This window comes from Nonomuraea sp. MG754425 (assembly GCF_021699195.1).
Classification (GTDB): Bacteria; Actinomycetota; Actinomycetes; order Streptosporangiales; family Streptosporangiaceae; genus Nonomuraea.
In genome coordinates this window covers 1-24,858 of the sequence record NZ_SSXE01000072.1, presented here as the reverse complement: position 1 = coordinate 24,858, position 24,858 = coordinate 1, and the positions used below count along the sequence as shown (strand labels likewise).

The window sequence follows — 24,858 nt, the reverse complement described above, 5'->3', positions numbered from 1 at the left end:
GAGGACTCGCACGGGCCCAGCCCCGTCACAAGGTGGCCAATGTGTTGAGGGGGTCGTCCAGGAGGCCGGCGAAGGCGAGTTCGGCGGCCCCGGCGAGCGTGGTGTCGTCACCCAGAGCCGTCACGGCCAGGCGGACCCGCTCACGCGACACCGGCAGGACATGCGCGTCGATCCGGGCGCGGACACGTTGCGCGGCGCCCGGATAGACGTCGCGGAGCATCCCGCCGAAGACCACGAGCGCCGGGTTGAACAGGTTGATGAGGTTGACGACGCCGACGCCGAGCCAGTCGCCGACACGGTCCAGGGCGTCTCGCGCGCGGGCGTCACCGGTCCCGGCGAGGGCGACGACGGCCCGGATGCCGTCGCGTCCGATGAGATCGTCGGACCGTCCCGCGTAGTCGAGCAGCGCCTCCTCCCCCACCTCGGCTTCCAGGCAGCCGCGCGACCCGCACAGGCAGGGCCGCCCGTCGAACGGGTTGACCAGCATGTGCCCGAGTTCGCAGCCGTAGCCCGCGTCGCCGTCCAGGAGCTTGCCGCCGACGATGATCCCGCCGCCCACGCCGACATCTCCGTGCAGGTAGATGAGATTGTCGACGTCGCATCCCGCGCCGCGCACGTGCTCGGCCATCGCACCCAGATGCGCCTCGTTGCCCACCTCGACGGAAAGCCCGAGGCCGAGCGCTGCGCCGAGTTCCGCGCCGAATGCCTGGTCCACCCAGCCGAGGTGCGGCCCGTACCGGACCGTGCCGTCGGCCCGCCTGATCAGCCCGCAATACGACGCGCCGACGCCGACGCACACCGCGCCCGGCTCGGCCCCGGCGACCAGTTCGCGACCGAAGGCGGCCAGGACGCCGACGATGTCCCCCAGGTCGACCCCGGCGCGGGCGCGCACCGCCTCGCGGCGATCGAGGACCTGACCGCCGAGCCCGACACGGGCCGCGAGCAGCCGATCCACGGCCACGTCGAAGGCGAGCCCGTACACCGTGCCCTGCTCGGGCATGACGACGATGGACGGCCGCCCCGCGCGGCCCCGGCTGGCGGGAACACCCTCGCGGACGAGCCCGGCCGCGGCGAGTTCGGCGGTCAGGTCCATGATGGTGCTGCGGTTGAGCCCCATCCGACGGCTGAGCGCGGCCCGCGACACCGCCCCGTCCTTGTGGACGCGCCGCAGCACCTCGCTCAGGTTCCGCTGCCGCATCTGCTCCTGCGTCCGCACACCCGCCGCCGATCCCGTCATCCCCGCCAGCCTAGGACCTGTCTTCACATGATCACAGCAACGGACGAACCACGTTCGGAAACCCTTGAAACGACAAGATCCCGCCTGATCGCGATGACCAGACGGGATCCCGTCAACTTCTGGTCCAGCCGTTCCAAGAACGGCCCCGGGTGGGGTGTTCACGATTGGGACTGGCCTGGGATGCAAGAGGGGTAGGGAAGATCGCTTCCCGATGGGAGAATGATCGTTTCCCGCAGATGTCGCGCGAGCTCTGCCCCGAAGGGGATTGACATTCTGTCCTGCAACTGCAAACCGGCCCCTTGGTCATCGGTGGCGTAGCGGCCGATGTCGAAGACTTCTCACCTACCTTCGGAGTGCTCGGCACAGCGGAACCTGAACGTTTATGGCAGGCAGGCCGTGGTGAGGAAGCAGCGCATCTGGGCGGAGTGCGCGGAGCGTGTGGCTGTCGGCGCGGCTGATCACCATCTTGTCGTTCGGCATCGCCACCGCGGCCAGGGGTTCGGCGGGGGCGAAGGGTACGGACCGGTCGTGGTGGTGGTGATGATCAGTGCGGGCCGATGCACCTGCGCGGCGCAGCCCCGCACGGAGAGCATGTCGGCGACGAAGCCGCCGCCGTCCGAGCGCATCACGGTGAACAGAGCGCAGCACGGACAGATCACGCAGCAGCAGGCGCAGCCCCGCCGATGGCGCGCGGCGGATCATGGAGCGTAGGAGCGCCCGCGTGCCGGCTTAGATTCGGGCGTGAAGGCGGCCCGGCCGCCGAGGTGGGTCAGTCGGCCAGGCCAGGGCAGGAAGGCAACCGTGCTTTGCAGGATGACGCGCTCAACCGGGCGCGGGTGGCGGGCGGCCACCGTCAGCGCGGTACGGCCGCCGGCCGAGATGCCCACGACCGCGGCCAGGCGGTCGATGCCCAGGGCCTGGCATAGCTGGGCGGCGGCCTCGCGGGACAGGCTCCGGGCGGGTGAGCGGATCGGGTGTGAGGCTACGAACCCGAACGTGCCGTGGCCGCCGAGTCGTAGATCCCGATCGCCCACCTGCCCGGCCGCTCGCCGATCTCGTCCCGGACCCGTTCCAGCACGCCCTTCCTTAGCAGCATCGAGGCGGAATACTTGCCGCCGCACTTCTTCAGCGAGTTACGCGGACACTCCGGCGTGAAGGTCCGCGGGCGGCCCGTCCCATCGCCGTCGGGCGACTGGCGGATCTCACCGGGCTCCCTGATCGGGGCGTCGGCCGGCAGCACCGCCACCTCCATGGTCTGGGGGCCGTGTGGCCCGACCCCGGGCGCGTGCCGGGGATCACCTCGACCGCAGCGGAAGGCCGAACCGGAGTAGATGCCGTGGTGCTCCTTGGTCCGAAGTATCACCCACGCCTGCGGATCCTCGCAGACCACTACGTAGCCTGTGTGGGCACTCTTGGGGGTGTAGGAGATCGTCCTGATCGGGCCCGTGGTGTCGAACCGCTCGGAGCGGATCAGCGGCATGGGGGGAAGTTTCTCCCCTATCAGCTCGAACGTCTCCGGGAGCCGCACACTGGGCGCGACGGCCGGGGAGCCGTCGTGACCCGTCGCCGCTGGAGGAGGATTCTGGGCAGGCATGGCCAGGCTGGTCACGGTCACGATGGTGGCCGTCACCGCCGCCGCCACGGTGAGAGCGGCGGCCATCCCGCGGCGGCGCCGGTAGCGTCTGCCCCTTCGCGTGATGGCGGCGAAGTCGGGGGCGCCGAAATCGCCCGGCGCGCGGTCGGCGAGGACCTGGGTCAGCTCCGATTCGGTGTGTTTCATCGCTGAAACCCCTCCATTTGCTCGCTCCGAATGCCAGGATCGACGCGCAGCCGGCCGAGTGCCCGGCTGAGATGGCTCTTCACTGCGCCCGGGGAGCAGCCGACTATCTCGGCCACCTGGCCGAGCGTCAGGCCCTCGTAGTAGTGCAGGACGACCACCGCGCGCTGCCGGGACGACAGGGTGCCGATCGCGGTCCAGATCACGTCCTGGTCGCTGACGTCTGTCGCCACATCCCGCTGGTCGGCGAGATCGGGCAGCGCCCCGGTCGGGATCTCGCCCCGCCAGCGCCTGCGCCACCAGGACGCCTGCGTGTTCACGATGATCCGATAGACGTAGGGGTCGGGGTCGCCCTCGATCCGCCGCCACGCGAGCCAGGCCCTGGCCAGGGCTGTCTGCACCAGGTCCTCGGCCGCCCCCCGGTCCCTGCACAGCAGGTAGGCCATCTGGCACAGGCGTCGGTGGTGCTGCGCCGCGTACTCGGTGAACGCGTCGTCCATCAGCCCATCTCCGTGTTGTCGTTCACGACGGGTATGACCACCAGGTGCCGTCCTGCGGTTTACAGCGATCTGTAGTTATCTTGGGTTCTCAAGCGATCATGCAGGTCAACGTTGAGGCACGTCAGGCAAGTGGGCCGAGGGCGGTAAGTGTTGAGGTGGCGCACGCCGAAACGCCTCAACACTTACGTTGTGCTGATGAGCCGTGGGCCAGGGAAGATCCAGCGTGCCGTTCACGAACTGCTGGAGTCCGCGCGGACAGTCGAGCCATGGCCGGTGTACATGTCGGCGATCGGGCTCGCGCGTCTGATTCATCGTACCGAGACGCCGAGCGCCGACCAGCCCGGCGACGCCTCCGTCTTCCGGCCCCGATGTGCTGCCCGGCACGCCAAGAACCTGTTCAGCTCCTAGACGGCCCGGCACCGGCCGGCCAACGGCCTGCCCGCGCTGTCGGTGCGCCGGCTGCACTCCCCGAACCAGGACGAATCCAATTCGGAAACCCCTGAAACGACAAGATCCCGCCTGATCGCGATGATCAGACGGGATCCCGTCAACTTCTGGTCCAGCCGTTCCAAGAACGGCCCCGGGTGGGGTGTTCACGAGTAGGTCCTGCCTGCGGCGGAAGGGCCACTGCCTTGATCGTTTCCCGGTCCGCGTTTGATCGTTCCCGGACCCATTGCGCCGGTAGCGGGTTCGAGGCGGAGTCCCTGGAGTCAGTCGGTGAGCAGGAAGGCGCAAGCGTAGAGCGCGAGAGATGAAGTGACAGCCAGGATGAGCAGTTTCCGAGGGATGCGCGGCATGACCAACCAAGCAGCGGCCGGATACGCGATCACCCCGCCGAAAATGATGAGGGCGAAGGCCTCGGCAGGCGAAACGAGCAGCAACGCTTCGGCGACCTGCCAGATGGCCGTCAAGAAGAGGGCGGCGAGGATTGCCACGGGCCAGGAGGGCCGTACTCGCAGGAGATGCAGCAGCGGCCAGGCGAGCACGACCGCAACCCAACGCCCAACCTCCCACGCCTGGGCAAGATAGCCAAAACATCCGATGTATTCACCGCATTGCGGGGAGTCGGGAAAGAGCCTCGCCATCAAGGCCACCCACGCCAGGAGAGCAATAGGGAGGATGATCCCGATCACGCCGGCGAAAGCGATTCGCCGACCGGGTTTTTCATTCGATAAGGATGCATCCGTCTGCACTTTGATCACTCGGGCATGGTGACACACGGGACGGTACTGTCAATTCCCTGGAAGGGGTGTTCACGAATGGGGCCGGTCTGGGGTGCAAGAGGGGCGGGGAAGATCGCTTCCCGATGGAAGAACGATCGTTTCTCGCAGATGCCGCGCGAGCTCTGCCCCGAAGGGGGCTGGCACTTTGCCCTGCAACTGCAACACGGTCGCGCGGAGGACGTGGTGGGCGGCTTGGTCCCGCGCTGCGTGAGCTGGGTGAGGAGATTGGGGTTGATGGGGTGGTGCCGGACCGCGAGATCACAGGTCCACCATGGTCAGTGGATCGCCCACTCGTTCCTCGGGATCAGCTCGTGGTCGTCGGCCCACGCCTCGTTGAGGAAGAGCGGGCGGGTCAGGAGTCGGTCGTCGGCACGTTGCACGCGCAGGATGAACCCGAGGTCTACTGATCCTGGCTCGTAGTTGCCCGCGTAGTAGAAGGGCAGTCCTTTCGCGGTGAGGTAGTTCTCCAACCACTCCTCCATGACCGATGGCACCCGCGCCACCAGCTCAGTGCCGTCTAGAGTCACCTGCGGGCCGGTTCGCATGTCGATCGCGACACCGGCCAGGAGTTCGTGAACGTCGAAATACAGCCGCACCCCCTCGCTCGTGAAATCAAGCTCGCTGCTGCGTCGCATCAGGTCCTCCGGGGACCTGCCGAGCGCCTCCGCCACGTCGGCGTGGCTTGTCCCGAATCTCAGTGGTCCGACGCCCACCAGCGGTGCAAACTCCCACCGTTCCCGTTCCGCGTCGTCGTTCACATCCCACCAGCCCATGATTTCTCCTCGTTTGCCACTGTCGCGGCTGTCAACGTTGTTCCACCCAGCGGCAGGGATGGAGCTTGATGCCCACGTCGTATCCCGCCGAATAGGCCAGGGGGAATGATCAGCTTGGCTGAGGCGGGGCGCGAACTTCCCGAATCCCGATCATCTGCACGGACCGTATGCTTCGCTGGCTGCGGCTCACCCCCATGCCGCGCCAAGCGGTTTGCGATCTTACTGGGTCCACGGGCGCAGCACCGCCGTCGAGCCTTCCGGCGGTCTGCAGTCGTGGAGGTGGAGCTGTGCTCGACTGTGAGGGAGCCTGTCGCAGATGTGTCCTCCACGCGAGTTGCAAAGCCATCTACAGTTGCGTTTCGCAGGCACGCTCGCCACTCACGGGCCGGATCCGGCCACCACCCATCCCATAACACGCAATTCAGATCACCTTGTCGTAGCACCCAGCCCGGAGCCGGCATCGCCATGCCCAGCGGCGCGAACCGAGACCTCCACCAGCGGCCTGACACCACCCGGGCCTTCCCCGACACCTGCTCCACGGCTCCCAAACCAGGACGAACCCGATTCGGAAACCCTCGAAACGACAAGATCCCGCCTGATCTCGATGATCAGACGGGATCCCGTCAACTTCAGTCCAGCCGTTTCAAGAACGGCCCCGGGTGGAGATGAGGGGATTCGAACCCCTGACCCCTTCGATGCGAACGAAGTGCGCTACCGGACTGCGCTACATCCCCAAGGACTCGACCAGATTAGCAAACTTCGAAGAGTCCTCGCGCCACCGATTCAGTCCCCCACCGCTCGCCTGGGCGGTTCGGCGTACTGATCGAAGAGAACGTCCACGTGCATCGTGGCGAGGTCGATGATCTCGGCCTCCGCCTCGGCGGCGACCCGGCGGTGCTCACGCTGCCTTCGCAGGCGCTCAGCGCGCGCCTGGCGGGCTCGGTCGCGGCGTTCCGTGTCCACCTGTACGGCGATCCGCAGAAAGGCCATGTACGCCAGCGTGATGACCACGGACGGCGCCACACCCCACCACGGGATCAACTCCACCGCGGCCGTCACGATGGAGGCCAGCACCAGCAGTGCGGTGAAGAAGAGCAGGCGCCGGCGGCGGGCCACGATGATGGCACGACGCCGGAAGCGGAACTGCCGGACGTCGACCTTCTCGATCTCCGCCAGAGGTGTCCCGTCGTCCTCGTCGGAGTCCGGCGGGGCCAGGTTGTCGAGATCGGGGAGCTGGTGCTCGCCGGTGTAATACTCTTCCAGCTCGGCCAGCTCGGCCAGGTTCGTCTTGTCCTTACGCAGCCACATCGGGATCAGGACGCAAAGCCACATGACCACGATGGCGAAGTAGAGGAGGACGCTGCTCACGACCACCTCCAGGCAGCATGAAGACGCGGGTCTGCTCGTCGCGCCTTCAATATGCTCACGTCACGCACCGTAAGACCGCGTGTCACTGATTGACGAGCATTCGGTGCGGTGTGTCGCGAGATCGTCAAACCTCTTCGACGGAGGAACCCCCGTGAGCGGCTGACTCACGCGCGCGACGCCACTGCACGAGCAGGCCGCCAGGAACATCCTCGACGGTCAGCGCGTAGCAAATATGATCGCGCCAGGCTCCATCGATGTGAAGTTGGCGACGCCGAATGCCTTCTTCCCTGAATCCAAGCTTCTCAACCACTCTACGGCTGGCTTGGTTCTCGGGTCGGATGTTCGCTTCCAGCCGATGCAAACCGGTGGTGAAAAAGCAGTGGTCAACGGCCATCGCGAGCGCGGTGGGGGTGATCCCCCTGCCCGCCAGCGCCCCGTCGATCCAGTAGCCGACCTGGGCAGAACGGGCGGATCCCCACACGATGGCGCCCACGGTCAACTGCCCCGCGAACCGCCCGCCGTACGTCACCACCCACGGCAGCGCCAGCCCCTGCCTGGCCTCGCGGCGCAGGGTGCCGACCATCGAGACGTAAGGCCCGAGTCCGGTCCTGAACAGCGGCGTCTCCGGATTGCTCGGCTCCCAGGGACGCAGCCAGTCGGCGTTGCGCAGCCGCGTCTCACGCCACACGCGCACGTCGCCCAGCCGCAGCGGCCGAAGGCCTACCGGACCTTCGTTCAGGGTCACCGGCCAGCCACGAAGTCGATCCACGCCTCTCATCATCCCCCTATCGGGCGGGATGTCGCCACGGATCAACCGGGCACGATCGGATTCGCGGTCAACGCGGGTGATCGCCACCGCGAATCTGATCAACGGCGTGCCGCAGAATCGGAGCCAGTACGGCGACGCCATCCCGTACGCCACCGGACGATCCGGGCAAATTAATGATCAAGGTGTTGCCCGCCTGCCCGGCCAGACCGCGCGAGAGTACGGAGGTCGGCACCTTTTCCCGATTCACCAATCGGATGGCCTCCGCAATGCCCGGAATTTCGCGGGAAATTACTCTGGACGTCATCTCCGGCGTCAAATCCATCGGCGTCAGCCCGGTGCCCCCGGTGGTGACGATCACGTCGTAGCCCCCCGCCACCCCGTCACGGAGCGCAGTCTCGACAGGCTCGCCGTCGGGCACCACGACGGGACCTTCGACCTCACACCCGGCCTCCTGCCCGAGCAGCTCGGCGAGCAGTGGCCCGGATTTATCCTCATAAATCCCCGCCGACGCGCGGTTCGAAACTGTGATCACCAACACACGCATCACGCTTGACCGACTCCTCACCCATCTGCATCCGCCAACCCGGCGAACCCGACGACTCCACCGGTTCGAACGCCACCGTCACGCCACACCGGCACCGAGCCACCGAGCGTCCCGGGCCCAGCCCACGCCACTCGCCACGTCAACCCAGATCGGCCCCGAAGCAGACCGATTCCGCTTCCCAGCGGCCCCGGCCGACACGCCGACCCCCGGCGAGCACCCGAAACCGCTCCCGCCATCACACCGTTTCAACCACGCATCCAGGCCCGCAGCACCACCGCCCGAACCCCGGTCTCACTCCTGCTCCCGCACCCACCGTCCCGTCTTCCCGCCCAGCTTCTCCTCCACCCGCACATCGGTGATCACCGCACCCGGATCCACCGCCTTGACCATGTCGATCAGGGCCAGCGCCGCCACCGAGACGGCGGTCAACGCCTCCATCTCCACCCCGGTGCGATCGGCTGTCTTCACCCGGCACGTGATCCCCACGCCCCAGTCCTCGACGTCGAGCGTGACCTTCACCCCGTGCAACGCGATCGGATGGCAGAGCGGAATCAGATCGGGCGTCCGTTTCGCCCCCATGATCCCCGCGATCCGCGCCACCCCCAGTGCGTCGCCCTTGGGCACCTCGCCCGAGCGCAGCAGCGCCACCGTCTCGGCCGACAGCAGCACCCGCCCGGTGGCCGTGGCGCTGCGGACCGAGACGTCCTTGGCCGACACGTCGACCATCCGGGCGGCCCCGGTCTCGTCGATGTGCGTCAGTTCGCTCACGTGCTGACCACTCCAGACCCTCTCAAAGCCGGACCGTCTCGACAGCGGCTCCCGCCTCCACCTCGGTCACGTCCTCCGGGACCATGATGAGCGCGTTCGCCGCCGCCAGGGCGGCGAGCTGGTGGGAGCCCTGCCGGTGCGCGGGCGACACCGTCCCGTCGTCTGCCAGCACCCCACGCAGGTACGAGCGTCGCCCGAACGGCGAACGCAACGACTCCGTGGTCCGCGCGGTGACCGTCTCGGGCATCCCGGCCGGCAGACCGCGCATCTTGTCGAGCGCGGGACGGACGAACACCACGAACGACACGAAGGACGACACCGGGTTGCCGGGCAGGGCGAAGATCGGCACCTGGTCGTCGCCCAGGACGCCGAACCCCTGAGGCATGCCCGGCTGCATCGCCACCTTCTCGAACCGGACGGTGCCCAGCGGCGCCAAAGCCTCCTTGACCGGCTCGTACGCGCCCATCGACACCCCGCCGCTGGTGATGATCGCGTCGGCGCGCACCAGGTGGGTGTCCAGCCGGTCGAGCAGTATGCCCGGATCGTCACCGACGGACCCGACGCGGAACCCCTCACCGCCCGCCTCACGCACGGCCGCCGTCAGCGTGTAGCTGTTGGAGTCCCAGATCTGGCCGGGTTGCAGGGCGGTGCCCGGCTCAATCAGCTCGGCGCCGGTGGAGATCACGACGACCCTGGGTCGCGGACGCGCCCAGACGCGCCGCCGTCCGACCCCCGCGATGATCCCGAGCTGCGCCGGCCCGATCACGGTGCCCGCCTTGAGCACGACATCGCCGCTCTGCACGTCTTCTCCGGCCCGCCGGACCGCGTGCCCGGCCTCGGCCCGGCGATCGATGCGTACGGAGACCGTCCCCCCGTCGGTCCACTCCACCGGCACCACGGTGTCGGCCCCGGCCGGCATGGGAGCGCCGGTCATGATGCGTACGGTGTGCCCCGGCCCCACGGCCCGCAGCTCCAGCGACCCGGCCGCCACGTCGTCGATCACCGGCAACGTCACCGGGATGTCCGACAGGTCTTCGGCCCGGACCGCGTACCCGTCCATGGCCGAGTTGTCGAACGGCGGCAGCGGCACCGGCGACGACACGTCCTCGGCCAGCGTCGCCCCCAGAGTCTGCTCCAGGTCCAGCTCTAGAGGGGCCAGCGGACGTACAGTGGCCAGGATCTCGGCCAGGTGCGCGTCAACTGATTTCATCAAGGAACTCCCGCAGCCACGGTACGAACTCCGGCGCCAGATCCTCCCGGCCCGCCGCGAACTTCACCACAGTGCGCAGATAGTCCAGCTTGTCGCCCGTGTCGTAGCGCCGTCCTCTGAAGAGCACGCCGTGCACGGGCCCGCCCTCCTCGGAGCCGCGTGAGGCGAGCGTGCGCAGCGCGTCGGTGAGCTGGATCTCCCCACCGCGCCCCGGCGGCGTGTTCTCCAGCACCTCGAAGATCGCCGGGTCGATCACGTAGCGCCCAATGATCGCCCAGTTGGACGGCGCCTCGTTGGCCGGAGGCTTCTCCACCAGGTCCGTCACGCGCACGACGTCCGCCTCGGAGGTCGCCTCGATGGTCGCCACGCCGTAGAGCGAGACCTGCTCCTTGGGCACCTCCATCAGCGCGATCACGCTCCCCCCGAACGTGTCACGCACCTCGACCATGCGGCGCAGCAGGTGGTCACGCTGGTCGATGAGGTCGTCACCGAGCAGGCAGGCGAACGGGTGACCGCCGACGTGCTGCTTGGCACAGAGCACCGCGTGGCCGAGCCCCTTCGGCTCGCCCTGGCGTACGTAGTGCAGGGTCGCCAGCGAAGCCGGCTCGCGAACCTGGGACAACCGGTGCTCATCGCCCTTGGCCTCAAGGACCTCCTCCAGCTCGAACGCCCGGTCGAAATGGTCCTCGATCGAGCGTTTGTTCTTGCCGGTGACCATCAGGACGTCGAGGAGCCCAGCGGAGGCGGCCTCCTCGACGACATACTGGATGGCGGGCTTGTCGACGATGGGCAACATCTCCTTGGGTGTCGCCTTGGTCGCCGGAAGGAACCGGGTGCCCAGACCCGCGGCGGGCACGACGGCTTTCGTCACAGGGTCGAAGTCAACCATGAGTAGACCCTAGTGGAGGGACCTGTGGACAAGCTGAACCTGCGCCGTGACCTCAACGCGGCGCGGGCCGCCCTATCCGCCGAACAACTGCGCGCGAACTCCATCAAGGTTCGCGAAACGCTGCTCGAACAACCCTGGGTCCAGATGGCCGGGCTGGTGGCCTGCTACTGGTCAGCGGGGTCGGAGCCGGAGACGCACGGGCTCGTGTTCGCTCTCTGGAAACATGGGGCCACAGTTATCCTGCCGGTCCTTCTTGAGGACAATGACCTGGATTGGGCGGTGTACGACGGGCCGGACACCCTCGCTCCGGGCCGCTACGGGATCATGGAGCCGGTGGACACACGCCGCGGCGTCGACGCCGTCCGCACCGCCGCCCTCGTCATCGTGCCCGCCCTGGCGGTGGACCGGCGGACCGGTATACGTCTAGGACGTGGCGGCGGATCGTACGACCGGGCCCTCGCCCGAATCGGGCCGAATGTCCCCACGGTGGCGCTGCTGCACGACGGCGAACTGATCGACGGCATCCCTGCTGAAGCGCATGATCGTCAGGTCCGCTATGCGATGACGCCTTCGGGACTCACTAGGCTTATGTGAACGCAGGTACGAGAGAGGAGCCAGATGACGCTTGATATCTGGCTCCTCCTCGGCGCCGCGATCGTCATCGCGGCCATCGCGTCCGTACGCCTCGCACACCGCACCGGCCTGCCCAGCCTGCTGATCTTTCTCGGCTTCGGGCTGCTCCTGGGGCCTTCCGGGGTCGGGATCCCCTTCGAGAACCCGCAGCTCGCCCAGCAGATCGGCCTGTCGGCGCTCGCGGTGATCCTCGCCGAGGGCGGTCTGACCACGAACTGGTCCCAAGTACGGCGTTCCGTCCCGTTGGCTCTGGTGCTGGCGACCGCGGGCGTGACGGTCAGCATCGTCGTGGTGGCCCTGGTCGTCCAGGGGCTGCTCGGCATCGACGGCTCGACGGCGCTGATCCTGGGCGCGGTGCTGGCCTCCACCGACGCCGCGGCCGTCTTCTCCGTGCTGCGCAGGCTGCCGCTGCCGCCGCGCCTGGCCGGGGTGCTGGAGGCGGAGTCCGGCTTCAACGACGCGCCCACGGTCATCGCCGTGGTGCTGCTCAGCAGTTCGTCCCACTCCCAGGCGACGCTCGGGACGTTCCTGCTGGAGACGTCCGTCGAGCTGGTCATCGGCGCGGCCGTCGGGCTCGCCGTCGGCCCCGCCGGCGCGTACGCCCTGCGCCGCGTCGCCCTGCCCGCCTCCGGCCTGTATCCCATCGCGGTCCTGGCGCTCACCTTCGTCTCGTACGGCGGCGCGGTGCTGCTACACGGCTCCGGCTTCCTGGCCGTCTACCTGACGGCGCTCATCCTCGGTAACTCACGCCTGCCACACCGGGCCGCGACCAGGGGTTTTGCGGAAGGTGCCGCGTGGCTGGCGCAGATCGGCCTGTTCGTCATGCTGGGGATGCTGGCCAACGTCCACGAGATGCCGTCCACCGTCATCCCCGCCCTGATCATCGGCACGGTCCTGGTCCTGCTGGCCCGACCGCTGTCGGTGCTGGTCAGCTCGATTCTGGGCTGGTTCCTGCGCCTGGGCTGGGTGAGCTGGCGTGAACAGGCGTTCCTGTCGTGGGCCGGGCTGCGCGGCGCCGTCCCGATCGTCCTGGCGACGATCCCGTGGGCGGCCGGCGTCGAGGGCTCGAAGGATCTCTTCAACGAGGTCTTCGTGATCGTCGTCGTGTTCACCCTGCTCCAAGGGCCGACACTGCCGCTCGCGGCGCGCCTGCTCAGGGTCTCCGCTCCCGCCGAAGCTCACGACCTCTCGGTCGAATCGGCGCCCCTGGAGGAGCTCAAGGCCGACCTGCTGCAGGTCAAGGTGCCGCCGGGCTCTCGCCTGCACGGTGTGGAGGTCTTCGAGCTCCGCCTGCCCGCCGGCGCCGCGGTCACGCTCGTCGTCCGCGACGGCAAATCCTTCGTGCCCAGCTCCACCACCCGCATCCGCGCGGACGACCAACTACTCCTCGTCACCACCGCCGCCTGCCGCGACCAGGCCGAACGCCGCCTGCGCGCGGTGAGCCGCAGCGGCAAGCTGGCCGGCTGGTACGGAGAGCGGGGGTTGGAATAGCAGTTTGGTCCCATCGGTTACCATTAGCAGTCGCATGGCTCGAGTGCTAGAGCTTGTATAAGGAGGAGCGCGTGCCGACCTATCAGTACGCCTGCAACGACTGCGGTGAGCAGCTCGAGGTGGTCCAGAAGTTCAGCGACGACGCGTTGACGGTCTGCCCCGGCTGCGAGGGCAACCTGCGGAAGGTGTTCTCCGCGGTCGGCATCGTGTTCAAGGGCTCTGGCTTCTACAAGACCGACAACCGTTCGTCTTCTTCGACGTCGTCGTCCGCCACCCCTTCCTCGACCTCGGCGAACTCGTCGAAGTCCGGGGAGAGCAAGTCCTCGTCTGACTCGAGTTCGGCTGCCTCCAGCAGCACGCCCTCCCCGGCCCCCGCCTCCAAGTGAGCGCACGGCTCCCGCCAACCAGCGGAGCCGTGCACAACGCCACTCCCCACCCCAGGGCATCTCGTCTCGTACGCGATGGTCGCACTCGCAGGAGACGAACCGTCGGCCGTCCGGGCCTCGTGAACCCCGCGAGGTAGCCGGATCTCCTTCGTGACCCACGAACCACCCGAGCCGAACTGACCGGGTGCGTGACCCGCGGACCACACGAAAGTCTCGTCCTTGACGAGCGCGTTCGTGAGCGCGAGCACCGCCTCCGAACCCGCCTTCGAGCCCGCCTTCGAGCCCGCCTTCGAACAGGGCCGAGGTCGGCCGGCCCGGCATGTCGAGGCTGTGCCGCGCGCCCACCCGTCCGCGGGCTTGACGAGCGCGAGCCTCCGCCCGCAAGCCGGCAGCGCACGACGAGATCGTTGCCCCGACCCGGACACCGCCCGCCGACCGCGCGAGACGCACCGGCACGGCGCGATACCCAACCCCCGCTCCCTCCTTCCGACGAGCCGGCAGCGGTGCCGCCGCTCTCGAACGAACCGCGAACACGCGCCACGTTCACCGGCCCCGCACGGGACGGGTTGAGACCCGCACAAGCGGGCGCCCCCTTGCCCCGGAGCCGACACAGCCTTACCCGGGCCCTCATCGTGCCCGAGACCTCACCCCGCCCGAGACCTCTCACCCCGCCCGAGACCTCTCATCCCGCTGAGACCTCACACCCCACACGAGACCTCACCCCACACGAGACCTCGAGCCAGCGACCAGCTAGAAACACGGCCCAGATCCAGGCATGGGGCCACCCGCTCCAACCAGCTCGCCATACGCCACGAAGCCGTTCGCACCATCGCCGCACTCAACAAATGGCCCAATACCGCACGAACCACGGCGACCATCGCATCGGCCCACCAACCAGCCGCGTACCGACCTCACGCAACAGAACGGAACGCCTAGGGAGGCCGATCGGTCGCCGCGCCGAGCAGTTCCGGCGCGATCCGATCAACGAGCCGTTCGAGCTGCGGATCCGGCCCCCAATCAGCCACCAGCCGCCTCAACCCCTCCCGCGAGCACCGCAGCAGCCGCAAGGCCGCCTCCTGTCCCGCTTCCGTGAGGCGCAACGCGTCCCCGTCGTCCGATCGCAGCACCAGCCCCGCCGCCACCAGTTGATCAACGTACGGCCGCCCGTACTCCGTGCTCACATTGGCCCGCTTGGCCAGCACTCCGGCCTTCACCCACCCCTCCCCGCCCAGCCTGGCCATGATCCACACGCCCTGGGGCGCGATCCCGTTCAGCCCGGCCGCCGCCCCGAGCCGGTCGTAATACCCTCGGCGCAGGTCCGCGTCGGCCAGCCGGACGAGCCCCCGCTCGACCTCAGCCAGCGACGACCGCTCCGCGGACGTGGCCCCCAGCCCTTCCCCGAGGTCGGCCGCCTTCGTCGTCTCCCTCAGCCGAGCCTGCGGTATGAGCCAGCTGAGCAGAAAGGCCCCGCACATCACGGGCGCCGCCACCCGGAAGACCGCCGCGATCGCGTCGGCGTACACATGCAGGAACCCGTGCGCCAGATCGCTCGGCAACCGCTGGATCACGGTCGGATCCTGCTCGACCTCCCGCGGATCGAACCCGGGCGGCAGCCGCGCGCCACGGAGCACCTCCCGCAGGTCATCGTTCAGCGTGGCCGCGAACACCGAGCCCAAGGTCGCCACCCCGAACGACCCGCCGATCGACCGGAAGAACGTGGCCCCCGAGGTCGCCACCCCGAGATCCTCGAAGTCGACCGCGTTCTGCACCACGATCACCAGCACCTGCATGGTCATCCCCAGCCCCACTCCGAGGACCAGCAGGTATGCCCCCATGGTGAGCAGGCTGCTCCACTCGGTGAGCGTCGAGAGCAGGAACATCCCGACAGACGCGACAGCGGTCCCGGTGATGGGCAGGAACCGATACTTCCCGGTCTTGGAGATGATCTGCCCGCTCACGATCGACATGGTGAGCATCCCGGCCATCATCGGCAGCAGGTACACCCCCGACAAAGTCGGGCTGACCCCATGCACGACCTGCAGGAACAGCGGCAGGTAGGTGAGCGCCCCGAACATTCCGAAGCCCACCACGAACCCCACCACCGACGACATCGCGAACGCCCGCACCCGGAACAGCCCGAGCGGCAGCACCGGCTCGGCCGCCCGCCGCTCGACGAGCACCCAGCCGACCAGCAGGACGACCGCCGCCCCCGCCAGCCCCAGGATGACCGGGCCGGTCCATCCGTACGTGGTCCCGCCCCACGTCGTCATCAGCACCAGGCACGAGGTCGCCGAGCCGAGCAGCACCACGCCCGCGTAGTCGATCGTGTGCCTGGTACGCGTGTCGTCGCCCGGCAACACCGCGACGATCACGAACAACGCCACGGCCCCCAGCGGCAGGTTGACGTAGAAGACCCAATGCCAGGACAGATGATCGACGAACAGCCCGCCGAGCAGCGGCCCGACGATGCTGGAGACGGCGAAGACCGCGCCGAAGAACCCCTGGTACCTTCCTCTCTCCCGGGCGGAGACGACGTCCCCCACGATCGCCTGGGCCAGCACCATCAGCCCACCGCCGCCGAGCCCCTGCAGGGCGCGGAAGCCGATGAGCTCCCCCATGTTCTGGCTGAGCCCGCAGAGCACCGATCCGGCCAGAAAGATGCAGATGGCTCCGATGAACAGTTTCTTGCGCCCGTACTGGTCACCCAGTTTTCCCCAGAGCGGCGTGGAGACGGTCGAGGCCAGCATGTAACCCGTCACGACCCACGACAGCCGCTCCAGCCCGCCGAGGTCGCTCACGATCGTCGGCAGAGCAGTGGACACGATCGTCTGATCGAGCGCCGCCAGCAACATGCCGAGCATGAGCGCGAGGATGATGAGTCCGAGGCCCTGATGCCGCATGCGGCGATCCTACTCTTCGTACTTATGTGCCTACCCACGGCGACCAAGTTGTGGATGAACCCCGCCCGAACCGAGTTATCCCCAGAACGCCGTTCGGGCCATCCTCACCCGCCGCCGCTGCGGCTACTCTCAGCGCCATGGTCACTCGCGCAGACATCGGCGTCATCGGCGGCTCAGGCTTCTACTCCCTGCTGGACGACGCGGAGGAGGTCGAGATCGCCACCCCCTACGGCCCCCCGAGCGACATCGTCACGGTCGGACGCATCGGCTCACGTTCCGTGGCGTTCATTCCCAGACACGGGAGAGATCACCGCTTCCCCCCGCACCGCATCCCCTATCGTGCCAACCTCTGGGCACTGCGTTCGCTCGGCGTCCGCCAGGTGCTCGCGCCGAGCGCCGTAGGTTCGCTGAGAGCCGAGTACGGCCCCGGCACCATTGTCATCCCCGACCAACTCGTAGACCGCACTTCTGGACGCGTTCAGACCTATTACGACATCGACGGCGCTGTCCACGTCTCGTTCGCCGACCCGTACTGCCCCACGGGGCGCGCCACAGCCGCGGCGACGGCCCGCTCGGGCAGGTGGCAGGTCGCCGACGACGGCACGCTGGTGGTCATCGAAGGCCCGCGTTTCTCGACACGGGCTGAGTCACGGTGGTTCGCGTCCAACGGCTGGTCGATCGTGGGCATGACCGGCTTCCCCGAGGCGATCCTGGCCCGCGAACTGGGGCTCTGTTACACGTCCGTCTCGCTCGTGACCGACCACGACGCGGGCGTGGAAGCCGGCCAGGGCGTCACCCACGACGAGGTCCTGGAATTCTTCGCGCAGAACGTCACGCGCATGCGCACCCTGGTGTCGGAGACCGTCCAGTCCCTGCCGGAGGAGCGCACCTGCCCCTGCGGCTCGGCTCTCGACGGCATCAAGCTACCCTTCGAGCTGCCGTGATCCAGTCCTGGCTGTCGCGCCACGGCCGTCGCCGCCGCCTCGTCGCGGCGGCGCTCGCCGCCGTCTCCGTCGTCTCGGCCTTCGTCGCCACCCGCCCCGCCGGCTCCGCGCCCACCGTGCTGGTGGCCGCCCACGACCTGTCCCCAGGTCCCGTCCACGCCGCCGACTTCCACCCGGCCGCCCTCGACCCTCCACCCTCGGGAGCCGTGCGCACGATCCCGGCGGGCCAGACCCTGGCCACCCCCATGCGCAAAGGCGAGCCCCTCACCGACATCCGCCTGCTCGCCGGCTACCGCCTCCCGCCGGGCCTGGTCGCCACCCCCGTACGCATCGCCGATGCCGCCGCGGCGGCCCTGATCTCCCCCGGCTCGACGATCACCCTGCTGGCCGCCTACGACCAGCACACCCCAGCCCGCCAACTGGCCCCCGACAGCACCGTCCTGACGATCCCGCGAACAACGTCATCCCTTTCGCAGACAGGTGACGACAACGGCACCCTGATCGTCCTCGCCACGACGCCCACCCAGGCCGCGGACCTGGCAACCGCCCAAGCCCACGCCCGTCTGTCGATCACCATCAAACCTAACCAAGGGTAATCGTTCCGATACGATTCCTTCTCATGAACGGATTCAAGAAATTCCTCACGCAAGGAAACGTCATCGACCTGGCCGTCGCGGTGGTCATCGGAGCGGCTTTCAACGCGATCGTGCAGTCGTTCGTGGCCGACCTGCTCACGCCGCTGATCTCGGCGTTCGGCGGCCTGCCCGACTTCTCCTCGCTCAAGTTGACGGTCGGCCAGTCCAACTTCATGTACGGCAACTTCATCAACGCGGTCATCTCGTTCCTGATGGTCGCCGGGGTGATCTACTTCCTGGTGGTGAAGCCGTACACGCACTTCAGGGGGCGCACCGCCGCCAAGGTCGAGTCGACGACGCGCGACTGCCCCGAATGCCTGTCGGAGATCCCCAAGCCCGCGTCCCGCTGCGCCTTCTGCAGTGCTCAGGTGACTCCGGCCTGACCTGCCGGGAGGCCTCAGAGCAACTTGTCGATCTTGGGGTCGTACTCCCAGTGCCACGGCTCGAACGGGCTGCTGTAGGCCCAGGAGGGGTGGAACCACCCGTACCGCTTGGAGTTCTTCTCCATCCACACGAACTCCGCGGACCCGGACCTCTCCACCCCGCCACACAGGTCCACAGCCAGCCCGAGCCCGTGGTTGCTCCGCCCCGGCACCGCCGCGAACCCGGGCCGCCGGTAGTAGACCGACTGCTGCTCGGCCAGGCTCCGGTACGCGTCGGTCACGCACATGGCCTTGCCGAACCGCTGCCGGAAAGCCTCGTTCAGGCTGACGAACGCGATGGTGGCGTCCGCCCGGAGGCTGAACCCCCGCTGCTGCAACGGACAGAGCATGCCCTTGGGAATCAGCCCGTTGGGATACTGATCGGCCGTGGCAGCCCGAAGCGGGTTGCACCCGAGCGCCGCCCGTCCCACCTTGTCGATCTTGATGCCCAGCTTCACCAGCGCCGCCGTCAGCGACTTCACGATCTTGTCCGACCGCCGCCGCAACGTGTCGACCTCGACCGCCAGTTGCGCCTCGGCCAGCAGATTCCCGGCCCGCAACTCCTGCGCCTCACCGGCCAGCCGCTCGGTCTCCTTGTACAGGGAATTCGTCTGCTCGACGACCTGCTGCCGTACGGCCACCATCTGATTGGCGTCCGACAGAGCCCGGAGCGTCTTCTCATCGGCGCTCCCCGACAGGAACGGCACGACGCCCCCGGCCATGAGAGGTTGCCGATACAGCAGCTCAGCCAACTGCGACACGGGCTGCCGCAACACGGCAAGCCGGCGTTCGAGATCCTGCAGCGCGGTCAGCTTGTCCTTGAGCGCCTTCTCGGCGACCGAGATGTCGGCCCGCCGCTTCTCCAGAGCCTTGGTGGCGTCCTCAAGCTCTTTGGCCGACTTCTCCGCTTCTTTCCGCAACTCAGTGAGATTGGTCGGATCCTGCCGCACCTGCCCCTGAACCCGCACCTGAGCCTGCGCCGGTACGCCCCCCAAGGACACGAGCAGAGAAGCCACCGCCATGACAACCGCGATCAGACCCGCTGATCGAGGGGCTGGCACGTTCGACTCCTCCGTTTGCAATCCCGTTACCCTGGTCAGGCACGCACGTTACTACAGCCCCCCACGTGCCCGGACCGAACTCCGAAGAGCTGTCATGAGACAAATAGCCCACTTTGTACGGCTGGCCACCCCGCGTACACGCACCGACACCCTCGCCCCCTAGCCCCTCCAAATCAGCTCACCGTCGAACCTCGGCACCGGCAGTTCGCGAGCACCCTTCACAGACCACTACGCCCCACCCTGGCCGACGGTTCATCTCCACAGCACCAGCCCCCATCCCCGGCGCCCAGGTAACCCTCGGCCGCCGCCTCCTGCTCCCGGTCCTGGCACAGCTCCCAAAGCCACGTATCAGCCCACTCACCAGGACATCCCGCCTGGGTCTGCACTGGGGTCGGCGTAACCGGCTCCTCCTTGACGACCTTCGGAGCAGCCTCCTCGACCTCACGCTTCGGCGCCCGCTCAGGCGCCGCGGCCACCCGTACCGGCGAGGGCACCACAGCCCGGTAACGCCGATCCGGCCGATCCGGCGCCGGCACCAGCACGGGCTCGAGCACCAGCCCCATCACCCCGGCCCCCGCGACGGCGCCGCCGTCCACCCCCTGCTCGAACCCACGCACCTCCCCCACCAGCAACCCGCCCGCAAGAATCGCCGGCGCCAGCAACGCCCCGAACAACACCACGGGCCGCCTACGGGTCCGCGTGCATCGCCTCCTGGTCACAGGCAGACGCTAGCCGCGCGCGATGAGCAAGAATCTGATCACTTGTCATGCCTTTACCGCAGCTCAGAGCACCCATAACCAACCTCGCCAAACTGACCGGGCCCCCACGTCCCACACAGTGCCAGACTTTCGCTAGGCTTACAGGAGTCCGCCTCCGTAGCTCAGGGGATAGAGCACCGCTCTCCTAAAGCGGGTGCCGCAGGTTCGAATCCTGCCGGGGGCACACTTCTCCACCAGGCATTCCGGCCTCTGACCTGCGGTTTCTCTGCCGCGGGTCTTTAGCTTTCCAGAACCTCGATAGGCCGCCGAGGGCACCCGAATGCAGCCGTAGGACAGCGTTCTGGGGACATATGGGGGATGATCTTGAAGACATTCTCCGAGGTCAGCGCTGGGATTCTGGGCCAGACTGTCGCTATCCAGCCGCTCATCTCTAAGATCGGCGGCGTGCAGCGCCTTGCCCTCTTTGACCTTGATCGAACGCTCATCGACCTCGATACCGCGTTCCGCCGGTGGGCCAACGAGTTCACAGAGCAACGCCACCTGGGCCCCGAGGATCTCGCCTGGCTGGTCTCCCAAGATCGGGACGCGCACCCGCATCGAGAGGCGTTCTTCACTAGGGTGCGCGAACGCTTCGCGCTGGCGGAGCCGGTTGAGGAACTCTGGGCCGGCTACCGCCGACGCATGCCCCACCTCGTGCAGTGCTACCCGGGCGTCTTGGCCGGCTTGGCCGAACTGCGGGCCACCGGATGGCGAGTAGGGATCGTCACCAACGGCATGGCCGACAACCAACTCGGCAAGCTCCGCCGCACCGGTCTGGCCGATGCGGTCGACGGCTACGCCGTCTCAGGCGTCGAGGGCATCCGGAAACCCGAGACCGGGCTGTTCGAGGTCGCCGCCCAGCGGTGCGGCACCAACCTCGCTGAGGGCGGATGGATGGTCGGCGACAACTTCATCGCCGACATTCAAGGAGCGCAGACGGCCGGACTACGTACGATATGGATCGATCGGGGAACGTGGCCAGGGCAAAAGCACCAAGCCGACCATGTGGTTGCCGGTATCGCAGAAGCAATCGCCATCATGCGGGACAGGCACTGACATAGTCTGCGTTACCAGGAACGCGGCCGAATAAGCGTTCTGTACGTAGGAGGCATACCTGGTGTACGTGAGAGTAGACGTTAGGTAGTGTCCGGGGCGTGCGCCCAGTTACTCGCCGGCTGTCTGCGGTTGCCTCGGTACTCGTCTCTCTCGCCGCCCTTGCAGGCTGTTCAGGAGGCACTGACAGGCCCACCTTGGACGAGGCATCGAAGCAGCTCATCGCGGACGGCGACAAACTATTGGCTTCTCAGGACCTGGCCACCATCGGCTCCGCCATCGCGACCGAACGAGCAGATCAAGACAGCGAAGCAGGATGCCTGAAGGGTCAAGTCCAGCGTTTCTTCCGCGCTCAGGGCAACCTCACAGGCCCGCCATATAAGCAATCACCAGGCAACGTGGCAGGGTTGATGGGGAGTTGGCTACGGCTACGCGGTTTCACCACAACCATAGATGATCTGGATCTTCATGACGAGAATCTAGGTGCGGCCGTACTGCAGCACCCGACCACAGGCATCACGTTCTTCATCACCGTTCGTAACGGACAAAAACCGAATATCCTGATCGTCGGGAAGACCAGTTGCTACAAGCGTGAGGGGTGACCTCGAACTCAGGTCGGCATCTGGGCCGCCTCGGTCCGAGTGAGCTCGGCTTGCTTTCGCAGGCGATCGGCTGTCGAAGCACAGCTTTCTCGAAGTGAGCGGATCTCGCGGGAAAGTCGCATGGTCTCCGTGATGAAACGACCCGCAGCTGGCCCCTTCCAGAACGCCTCAACGCTCTGGGGCTGCGCTAGCGTGGTGGAGAAGACCTTGTCCAGTTCCTCGGCGTAGCGCATGAGAGTGGCGGCAAGCATCTCCTTATCGGCGGCTTGCCGAAGCAGTTGGCCCTGACTGGGGATGGTCACAGCTACCCTCCTCGTTGCTCTAGTGCCTTGACGAGTGCGTCATAGACGCGTCCTCGGAACGCCATCCGCACTTCATTTCGCTGGGCGTTGGTCAGCGGCTTCTGACCATGCTCGTTCAGCGATTCATTCACCCACTGTGTCTGTCGTTGCACGATGGTCTCCGCAATATCCTCGGCCGTGGCCGGGGTCTTCTTGTCGAAGTAGTCCGTGATCACGCCCTTGAGGCCGTCCTTGGCCTCGTCCATCCCGGCGTCTCGGGCGGTGGCCACGTTGGCGTTCTGGATGGGCCAGTACTTGTTGGACAGCCAGGAGACGGGCAGCAGAGCGACCGTGGCGAGCCAGTCGACGTATTCGTCGTCGGTCCACTCGGCGTGCGTCGAACCGCTCAGCATCAGATTCGCCGCCCCTCCGGCGAGAGCCGCCCGAGAGGTGTACTGGTCCTGGGTAGCCTCGTCCCCGAAGGGGCGGAACCGACCGATGTCCAGGCCCAGCGTGTAGTCCTGCGATGCTTTCATCAAGGTGTTCGCCGCTTCCTTGTCCTGCATCAAGCCGCCCATGAACCGGGAAGCGTCATCGGGCGCGAGGGTGTCCCATGGCGAGGTGGGGAAGGTCGCCGTCAGCTCTGGGGAGTCACGCTTGGATTGTCCGCGAGCGAGCTGGTCGAGATAGGGGGCCACGTTCTTGGCCAAGGTCTCACTGATCGGTGAATCCTTGAGTGTTCCCCACGAGCCGCCGATCCACGGGCTGTTCTCGGCGCCCATCCCTCGAATGATGTTGAACCATGCTCGATCTCGGACAGCGGCTGTTCCGGCGTCCGGGTTCAACGCCTTATCCAGCACGCCCGCGAGCTTCGCTTCGAGGTCGGCGACGCCGCTCATCCGGGCTCGCTGGGGATGCAGGAGCCAGCCTGCGGCGTCCTTGTTGTCAGCCAGCAGCGTTTGCAACGCCTGCGGATCGGCGTCGTACGCCTTCACCAGCGCGTTCAGATTCCAGTTGGGGCTCGTCGGAAGGTCAGCCGCCAGGGGACGGCCCAGCACGCGCGTCGCCACCTGATTGAGGAGTCCGCTCGACGGCTTGGACATCGCGATCATCGCGGTGAGCACGCCCGGCTCAGTAGAATCCAGGAACTTCCCGCGCCATTCCTCCCCCAACCGCCCGGCACGTTCGGCATTCGCGTACGCCTCGGCCAGCGGTCCCAAGCTCTCCCGGCCTTGCTGGAGCACAGCCGGCGGAAGCCCTCGGTCCATGGCCGGGCCCTTGTCCTTCATCCAGTGCATGAACAGCGCACGGAACTTGTCCGGCCCAAGGGCGGTCAGCAGCGCGGCGGCGTATGCGGGATCGTTCAACTTGTCCTTCGTCGCCGCCGTGGCCTCGGTGGCCTTCCGCCAGGTCTCGACCGAGTTCTCGATCTCATGCTGCTTGAGTGCGTCTGCGATGGGTTTCGCGTCGGCTTTCCCCTGACGAGCAGCCTCGGCTTCGCTATCGAAGGGCAGGACCACGCTCAGCAGACCGTTTCCGGAACTCGGAACCATCTGCTTGAGCGTGTCCATCCGCCATTTGAGATCACGCTGCGTCTCGTCGAAGAACGCCCAGGACCGGTGCATGGCCGCCACCCCCGCAGGGCCGGTCCACGCCGGGCCTGCCTCGGCGATGGCCGCCTCCAAGCCGTGCCGCGTGCGGCCCAGGACGTCCTTGCCGCCCTCCATCTCGCGCATGAGTTGCTCTGCCCGGCTGGGGTCGATCCCGACGAACTCCCCCATGGCCCCCTCCCCGAGGGTGTGGCTACAAGGGAGGAGTCAAGCACAACAGCTAATCCCGGGTAAATGCCTCACACATCTCTATAAGCAACCGGAATTACACGCACTGTGGTAGAAATTGCCGGATTCAGTACGGACATCGCAGCAATGCCCGTAACTCTCCCCCTCGCAGTCGAGAGCTATCTGAGGATGGAGCGACAGGCCCGGTTACGGATTCGAAACTCTGGCCGGGAGGGCGGGAACCGTTCGTCGCACGCCGCCGCGATCCACGGCGCCGCCGGCCTCCTGTCTCTGACTCGTGGAACACTGTTCCCGGTCCTTCTCCCACGATCAGCAGGAACCACGGTCTTCGCGGGCGGAGCAGGCAGCTCGTTCCGATGACGCCGGCGCGGCACGGCCGGGAGCGCCGCTCGACGATGATGCCTCGGCGATTTCGCCTTGCTCTTCGGAGCGTTGCGTTTCGATCCGTTGGGGGTTGCCCTGGACGTGGTCGAGGGCAACGCTCGGGGCGAAGGCGACGGACTGGGTGCGACCGAGCTCCTGACGACGCTCGGGGCGGGTGTCGGCATCGAAGCCGCGCCGGATCGTGACGCGGCCCTGTCCGATCCCCAGGAACTCGACCAGGTACTGAACGCCAGGCAGCTCAGGAAACCGGCGACAAGCACCGACCGAGCCAAGCGACGCCGGTCTCGCAGGGGTGATCGCCTTGGTGGGGTGGGGGTCGAGTACCTCCGCCAGCCGAAGGAGTCGGGATCGGCCCTAGTACTACATAGCTAGATCTGCATGTGTTGGAGGCGCAGGCGCTGCCGGAAGTGGTGCCTGCGCGCTGTGGCCTGATGTCGGCGGCGGAGGGCTG

At 67.4% G+C, this 24,858-nt stretch carries 26 protein-coding genes and 2 tRNA genes; 10 read left to right on the top strand and 18 right to left on the bottom strand.

Features of this window, described 5'->3' with window-relative positions; all coding sequences use genetic code 11:
* Positions 1 to 25: 25 nt before the first annotated feature.
* The 4 genes from FAF44_RS24545 to FAF44_RS24535 form a co-directional block, all read right to left on the bottom strand.
* Positions 26 to 1,237, bottom strand: a complete 1,212-nt coding sequence (locus tag FAF44_RS24545; protein WP_237105590.1) for an ROK family transcriptional regulator — start codon at positions 1,235 to 1,237, stop codon at positions 26 to 28.
* Positions 1,238 to 1,935: 698 nt separating this feature from the next.
* Positions 1,936 to 2,271: an alpha/beta fold hydrolase gene (locus FAF44_RS56415; protein WP_368857769.1), complete on the bottom strand. Its 336-nt coding sequence runs from the start codon at positions 2,269 to 2,271 to the stop codon at positions 1,936 to 1,938.
* A complete protein-coding gene (locus tag FAF44_RS24540; RefSeq protein WP_237105589.1) occupies positions 2,220 to 3,017 on the bottom strand; it encodes a hypothetical protein in 798 nt (265 codons plus the stop codon). The genes FAF44_RS56415 and FAF44_RS24540 overlap by 52 nt, the downstream gene beginning before the upstream one ends.
* Positions 3,014 to 3,514: a SigE family RNA polymerase sigma factor gene (locus FAF44_RS24535; RefSeq protein ID WP_237105588.1), complete on the bottom strand. Its 501-nt coding sequence runs from the start codon at positions 3,512 to 3,514 to the stop codon at positions 3,014 to 3,016. Before FAF44_RS24535 ends, FAF44_RS24540 begins: the two co-directional genes overlap by 4 nt.
* A 195-nt stretch (positions 3,515 to 3,709) precedes the next feature.
* On the opposite strand from FAF44_RS24535, the gene FAF44_RS24530 reads away from it, so the two are divergent.
* Complete coding sequence (locus tag FAF44_RS24530) at positions 3,710 to 3,922, top strand: hypothetical protein (protein ID WP_237105587.1); 213 nt, start codon at positions 3,710 to 3,712, stop codon at positions 3,920 to 3,922.
* Between the two features lie 302 nt (positions 3,923 to 4,224).
* On the opposite strand, the gene FAF44_RS24525 is transcribed toward FAF44_RS24530, so the two are convergent.
* The 9 genes from FAF44_RS24525 to galU all read right to left on the bottom strand — a co-directional run bounded on the left by FAF44_RS24525 (position 4,225) and on the right by galU (position 11,058).
* Complete coding sequence (locus FAF44_RS24525; protein WP_237105586.1) at positions 4,225 to 4,716, bottom strand: hypothetical protein; 492 nt, start codon at positions 4,714 to 4,716, stop codon at positions 4,225 to 4,227.
* A gap of 296 nt (positions 4,717 to 5,012) precedes the next feature.
* Complete coding sequence (locus FAF44_RS24520) at positions 5,013 to 5,510, bottom strand: hypothetical protein (protein WP_237105585.1); 498 nt, start codon at positions 5,508 to 5,510, stop codon at positions 5,013 to 5,015.
* Between the two features lie 660 nt (positions 5,511 to 6,170).
* Positions 6,171 to 6,244 (bottom strand) — tRNA-Ala (locus FAF44_RS24515).
* Positions 6,245 to 6,293: 49 nt separating this feature from the next.
* A complete protein-coding gene (locus tag FAF44_RS24510; RefSeq protein ID WP_237105584.1) occupies positions 6,294 to 6,878 on the bottom strand; it encodes a hypothetical protein in 585 nt (194 codons plus the stop codon).
* 124 nt (positions 6,879 to 7,002) lie between these two features.
* Positions 7,003 to 7,656 (bottom strand): GNAT family N-acetyltransferase, encoded by a 654-nt coding sequence (locus FAF44_RS24505; protein ID WP_237105632.1) that lies wholly within the window; start codon positions 7,654 to 7,656, stop codon positions 7,003 to 7,005.
* 58 nt (positions 7,657 to 7,714) lie between these two features.
* Positions 7,715 to 8,191: a molybdenum cofactor biosynthesis protein B gene (locus tag FAF44_RS24500; protein WP_237105631.1), complete on the bottom strand. Its 477-nt coding sequence runs from the start codon at positions 8,189 to 8,191 to the stop codon at positions 7,715 to 7,717.
* Positions 8,192 to 8,482: 291 nt separating this feature from the next.
* Complete coding sequence (gene moaC, locus FAF44_RS24495; protein WP_308193369.1) at positions 8,483 to 8,959, bottom strand: cyclic pyranopterin monophosphate synthase MoaC; 477 nt, start codon at positions 8,957 to 8,959, stop codon at positions 8,483 to 8,485.
* Positions 8,960 to 8,981: 22 nt separating this feature from the next.
* Positions 8,982 to 10,169 (bottom strand): gephyrin-like molybdotransferase Glp, encoded by a 1,188-nt coding sequence (gene glp / locus FAF44_RS24490; RefSeq protein WP_237105583.1) that lies wholly within the window; start codon positions 10,167 to 10,169, stop codon positions 8,982 to 8,984.
* A complete protein-coding gene (gene galU, locus FAF44_RS24485; protein ID WP_237105582.1) occupies positions 10,156 to 11,058 on the bottom strand; it encodes a UTP--glucose-1-phosphate uridylyltransferase GalU in 903 nt (300 codons plus the stop codon). Before galU ends, glp begins: the two co-directional genes overlap by 14 nt.
* Before the next feature lie 24 nt (positions 11,059 to 11,082).
* On the opposite strand from galU, the gene FAF44_RS24480 reads away from it, so the two are divergent.
* From FAF44_RS24480 to FAF44_RS24470, 3 genes are all read left to right on the top strand, one after another.
* The gene (locus tag FAF44_RS24480) at positions 11,083 to 11,652 is read left to right on the top strand and encodes a 5-formyltetrahydrofolate cyclo-ligase (RefSeq protein ID WP_237105581.1); all 570 of its coding nucleotides are present in this window, start codon (positions 11,083 to 11,085) and stop codon (positions 11,650 to 11,652) included.
* 24 nt (positions 11,653 to 11,676) lie between these two features.
* Positions 11,677 to 13,182, top strand: a complete 1,506-nt coding sequence (locus FAF44_RS24475; RefSeq protein ID WP_237105580.1) for a potassium/proton antiporter — start codon at positions 11,677 to 11,679, stop codon at positions 13,180 to 13,182.
* Between the two features lie 71 nt (positions 13,183 to 13,253).
* The gene (locus FAF44_RS24470; RefSeq protein WP_237105579.1) at positions 13,254 to 13,568 is read left to right on the top strand and encodes an FmdB family zinc ribbon protein; all 315 of its coding nucleotides are present in this window, start codon (positions 13,254 to 13,256) and stop codon (positions 13,566 to 13,568) included.
* A gap of 932 nt (positions 13,569 to 14,500) precedes the next feature.
* Here the strand turns inward: FAF44_RS24470 and FAF44_RS24465 are convergent.
* A complete protein-coding gene (locus tag FAF44_RS24465; RefSeq protein WP_237105578.1) occupies positions 14,501 to 16,468 on the bottom strand; it encodes an MFS transporter in 1,968 nt (655 codons plus the stop codon).
* Between the two features lie 137 nt (positions 16,469 to 16,605).
* Here FAF44_RS24465 and FAF44_RS24460 point away from each other — a divergent pair, with 137 nt between their 5' ends.
* The 3 genes from FAF44_RS24460 to mscL are packed head-to-tail and all read left to right on the top strand — an operon-like array spanning position 16,606 to position 18,430.
* Positions 16,606 to 17,412 carry an S-methyl-5'-thioadenosine phosphorylase gene (locus tag FAF44_RS24460; protein ID WP_237105577.1) on the top strand — a complete coding sequence of 269 codons (807 nt, stop codon included), beginning with the start codon at positions 16,606 to 16,608 and terminating at the stop codon, positions 17,410 to 17,412.
* Positions 17,409 to 18,008: an SAF domain-containing protein gene (locus tag FAF44_RS54930; protein ID WP_308193368.1), complete on the top strand. Its 600-nt coding sequence runs from the start codon at positions 17,409 to 17,411 to the stop codon at positions 18,006 to 18,008. The genes FAF44_RS24460 and FAF44_RS54930 overlap by 4 nt, the downstream gene beginning before the upstream one ends.
* Before the next feature lie 23 nt (positions 18,009 to 18,031).
* Positions 18,032 to 18,430 (top strand): large conductance mechanosensitive channel protein MscL, encoded by a 399-nt coding sequence (gene mscL / locus FAF44_RS24450; protein ID WP_237105576.1) that lies wholly within the window; start codon positions 18,032 to 18,034, stop codon positions 18,428 to 18,430.
* A gap of 14 nt (positions 18,431 to 18,444) precedes the next feature.
* Here the strand turns inward: mscL and FAF44_RS24445 are convergent, their stop codons facing one another.
* Positions 18,445 to 19,491, bottom strand: a complete 1,047-nt coding sequence (locus FAF44_RS24445) for a M15 family metallopeptidase (protein WP_237105575.1) — start codon at positions 19,489 to 19,491, stop codon at positions 18,445 to 18,447.
* A gap of 257 nt (positions 19,492 to 19,748) precedes the next feature.
* Positions 19,749 to 20,210: a hypothetical protein gene (locus FAF44_RS24440; RefSeq protein ID WP_237105574.1), complete on the bottom strand. Its 462-nt coding sequence runs from the start codon at positions 20,208 to 20,210 to the stop codon at positions 19,749 to 19,751.
* Between the two features lie 189 nt (positions 20,211 to 20,399).
* Here FAF44_RS24440 and FAF44_RS24435 point away from each other — a divergent pair.
* The 3 genes from FAF44_RS24435 (at position 20,400) to FAF44_RS24425 (ending at position 21,943) form a co-directional block, all read left to right on the top strand.
* Positions 20,400 to 20,472 (top strand) — tRNA-Arg (locus tag FAF44_RS24435).
* A gap of 140 nt (positions 20,473 to 20,612) precedes the next feature.
* Positions 20,613 to 21,344 carry an HAD family hydrolase gene (locus FAF44_RS24430; protein WP_237105573.1) on the top strand — a complete coding sequence of 244 codons (732 nt, stop codon included), beginning with the start codon at positions 20,613 to 20,615 and terminating at the stop codon, positions 21,342 to 21,344.
* 194 nt (positions 21,345 to 21,538) lie between these two features.
* A complete protein-coding gene (locus FAF44_RS24425; RefSeq protein WP_237105572.1) occupies positions 21,539 to 21,943 on the top strand; it encodes a hypothetical protein in 405 nt (134 codons plus the stop codon).
* Positions 21,944 to 21,951: 8 nt separating this feature from the next.
* Here FAF44_RS24425 and FAF44_RS24420 read toward each other — a convergent pair whose 3' ends face one another.
* Together FAF44_RS24420 and FAF44_RS24415 are read right to left on the bottom strand one after the other, a co-directional pair.
* Positions 21,952 to 22,245 (bottom strand): hypothetical protein, encoded by a 294-nt coding sequence (locus FAF44_RS24420; protein WP_237105571.1) that lies wholly within the window; start codon positions 22,243 to 22,245, stop codon positions 21,952 to 21,954.
* Between the two features lie 2 nt (positions 22,246 to 22,247).
* Positions 22,248 to 24,005 carry a hypothetical protein gene (locus tag FAF44_RS24415; RefSeq protein WP_237105570.1) on the bottom strand — a complete coding sequence of 586 codons (1,758 nt, stop codon included), beginning with the start codon at positions 24,003 to 24,005 and terminating at the stop codon, positions 22,248 to 22,250.
* Positions 24,006 to 24,858 lie beyond the last annotated feature (853 nt).

Excerpts from the sequence above, each read along its gene's own strand:
- FAF44_RS24545 (WP_237105590.1), bottom strand. The coding sequence starts at position 1,237 with ATGACGGGATCGGCGGCGGGTGTGCGGACGCAGGAGCAGATGCGGCAG.
- FAF44_RS24540 (WP_237105589.1), bottom strand. The coding sequence starts at position 3,017 with ATGAAACACACCGAATCGGAGCTGACCCAGGTCCTCGCCGACCGCGCG.
- FAF44_RS24535 (WP_237105588.1), bottom strand. The coding sequence starts at position 3,514 with ATGGACGACGCGTTCACCGAGTACGCGGCGCAGCACCACCGACGCCTG.
- FAF44_RS24530 (WP_237105587.1), top strand. The coding sequence starts at position 3,710 with ATGAGCCGTGGGCCAGGGAAGATCCAGCGTGCCGTTCACGAACTGCTG.
- FAF44_RS24520 (WP_237105585.1), bottom strand. The coding sequence starts at position 5,510 with ATGGGCTGGTGGGATGTGAACGACGACGCGGAACGGGAACGGTGGGAG.
- FAF44_RS24505 (WP_237105632.1), bottom strand. The coding sequence starts at position 7,656 with ATGAGAGGCGTGGATCGACTTCGTGGCTGGCCGGTGACCCTGAACGAA.
- FAF44_RS24500 (WP_237105631.1), bottom strand. The coding sequence starts at position 8,191 with ATGCGTGTGTTGGTGATCACAGTTTCGAACCGCGCGTCGGCGGGGATT.
- glp (WP_237105583.1), bottom strand. The coding sequence starts at position 10,169 with ATGAAATCAGTTGACGCGCACCTGGCCGAGATCCTGGCCACTGTACGT.
- galU (WP_237105582.1), bottom strand. The coding sequence starts at position 11,058 with ATGGTTGACTTCGACCCTGTGACGAAAGCCGTCGTGCCCGCCGCGGGT.
- FAF44_RS24475 (WP_237105580.1), top strand. The coding sequence starts at position 11,677 with ATGACGCTTGATATCTGGCTCCTCCTCGGCGCCGCGATCGTCATCGCG.
- FAF44_RS24465 (WP_237105578.1), bottom strand. The coding sequence starts at position 16,468 with ATGCGGCATCAGGGCCTCGGACTCATCATCCTCGCGCTCATGCTCGGC.
- FAF44_RS24460 (WP_237105577.1), top strand. The coding sequence starts at position 16,606 with ATGGTCACTCGCGCAGACATCGGCGTCATCGGCGGCTCAGGCTTCTAC.
- mscL (WP_237105576.1), top strand. The coding sequence starts at position 18,032 with ATGAACGGATTCAAGAAATTCCTCACGCAAGGAAACGTCATCGACCTG.
- FAF44_RS24445 (WP_237105575.1), bottom strand. The coding sequence starts at position 19,491 with ATGGCGGTGGCTTCTCTGCTCGTGTCCTTGGGGGGCGTACCGGCGCAG.
- FAF44_RS24415 (WP_237105570.1), bottom strand. The coding sequence starts at position 24,005 with ATGGGGGAGTTCGTCGGGATCGACCCCAGCCGGGCAGAGCAACTCATG.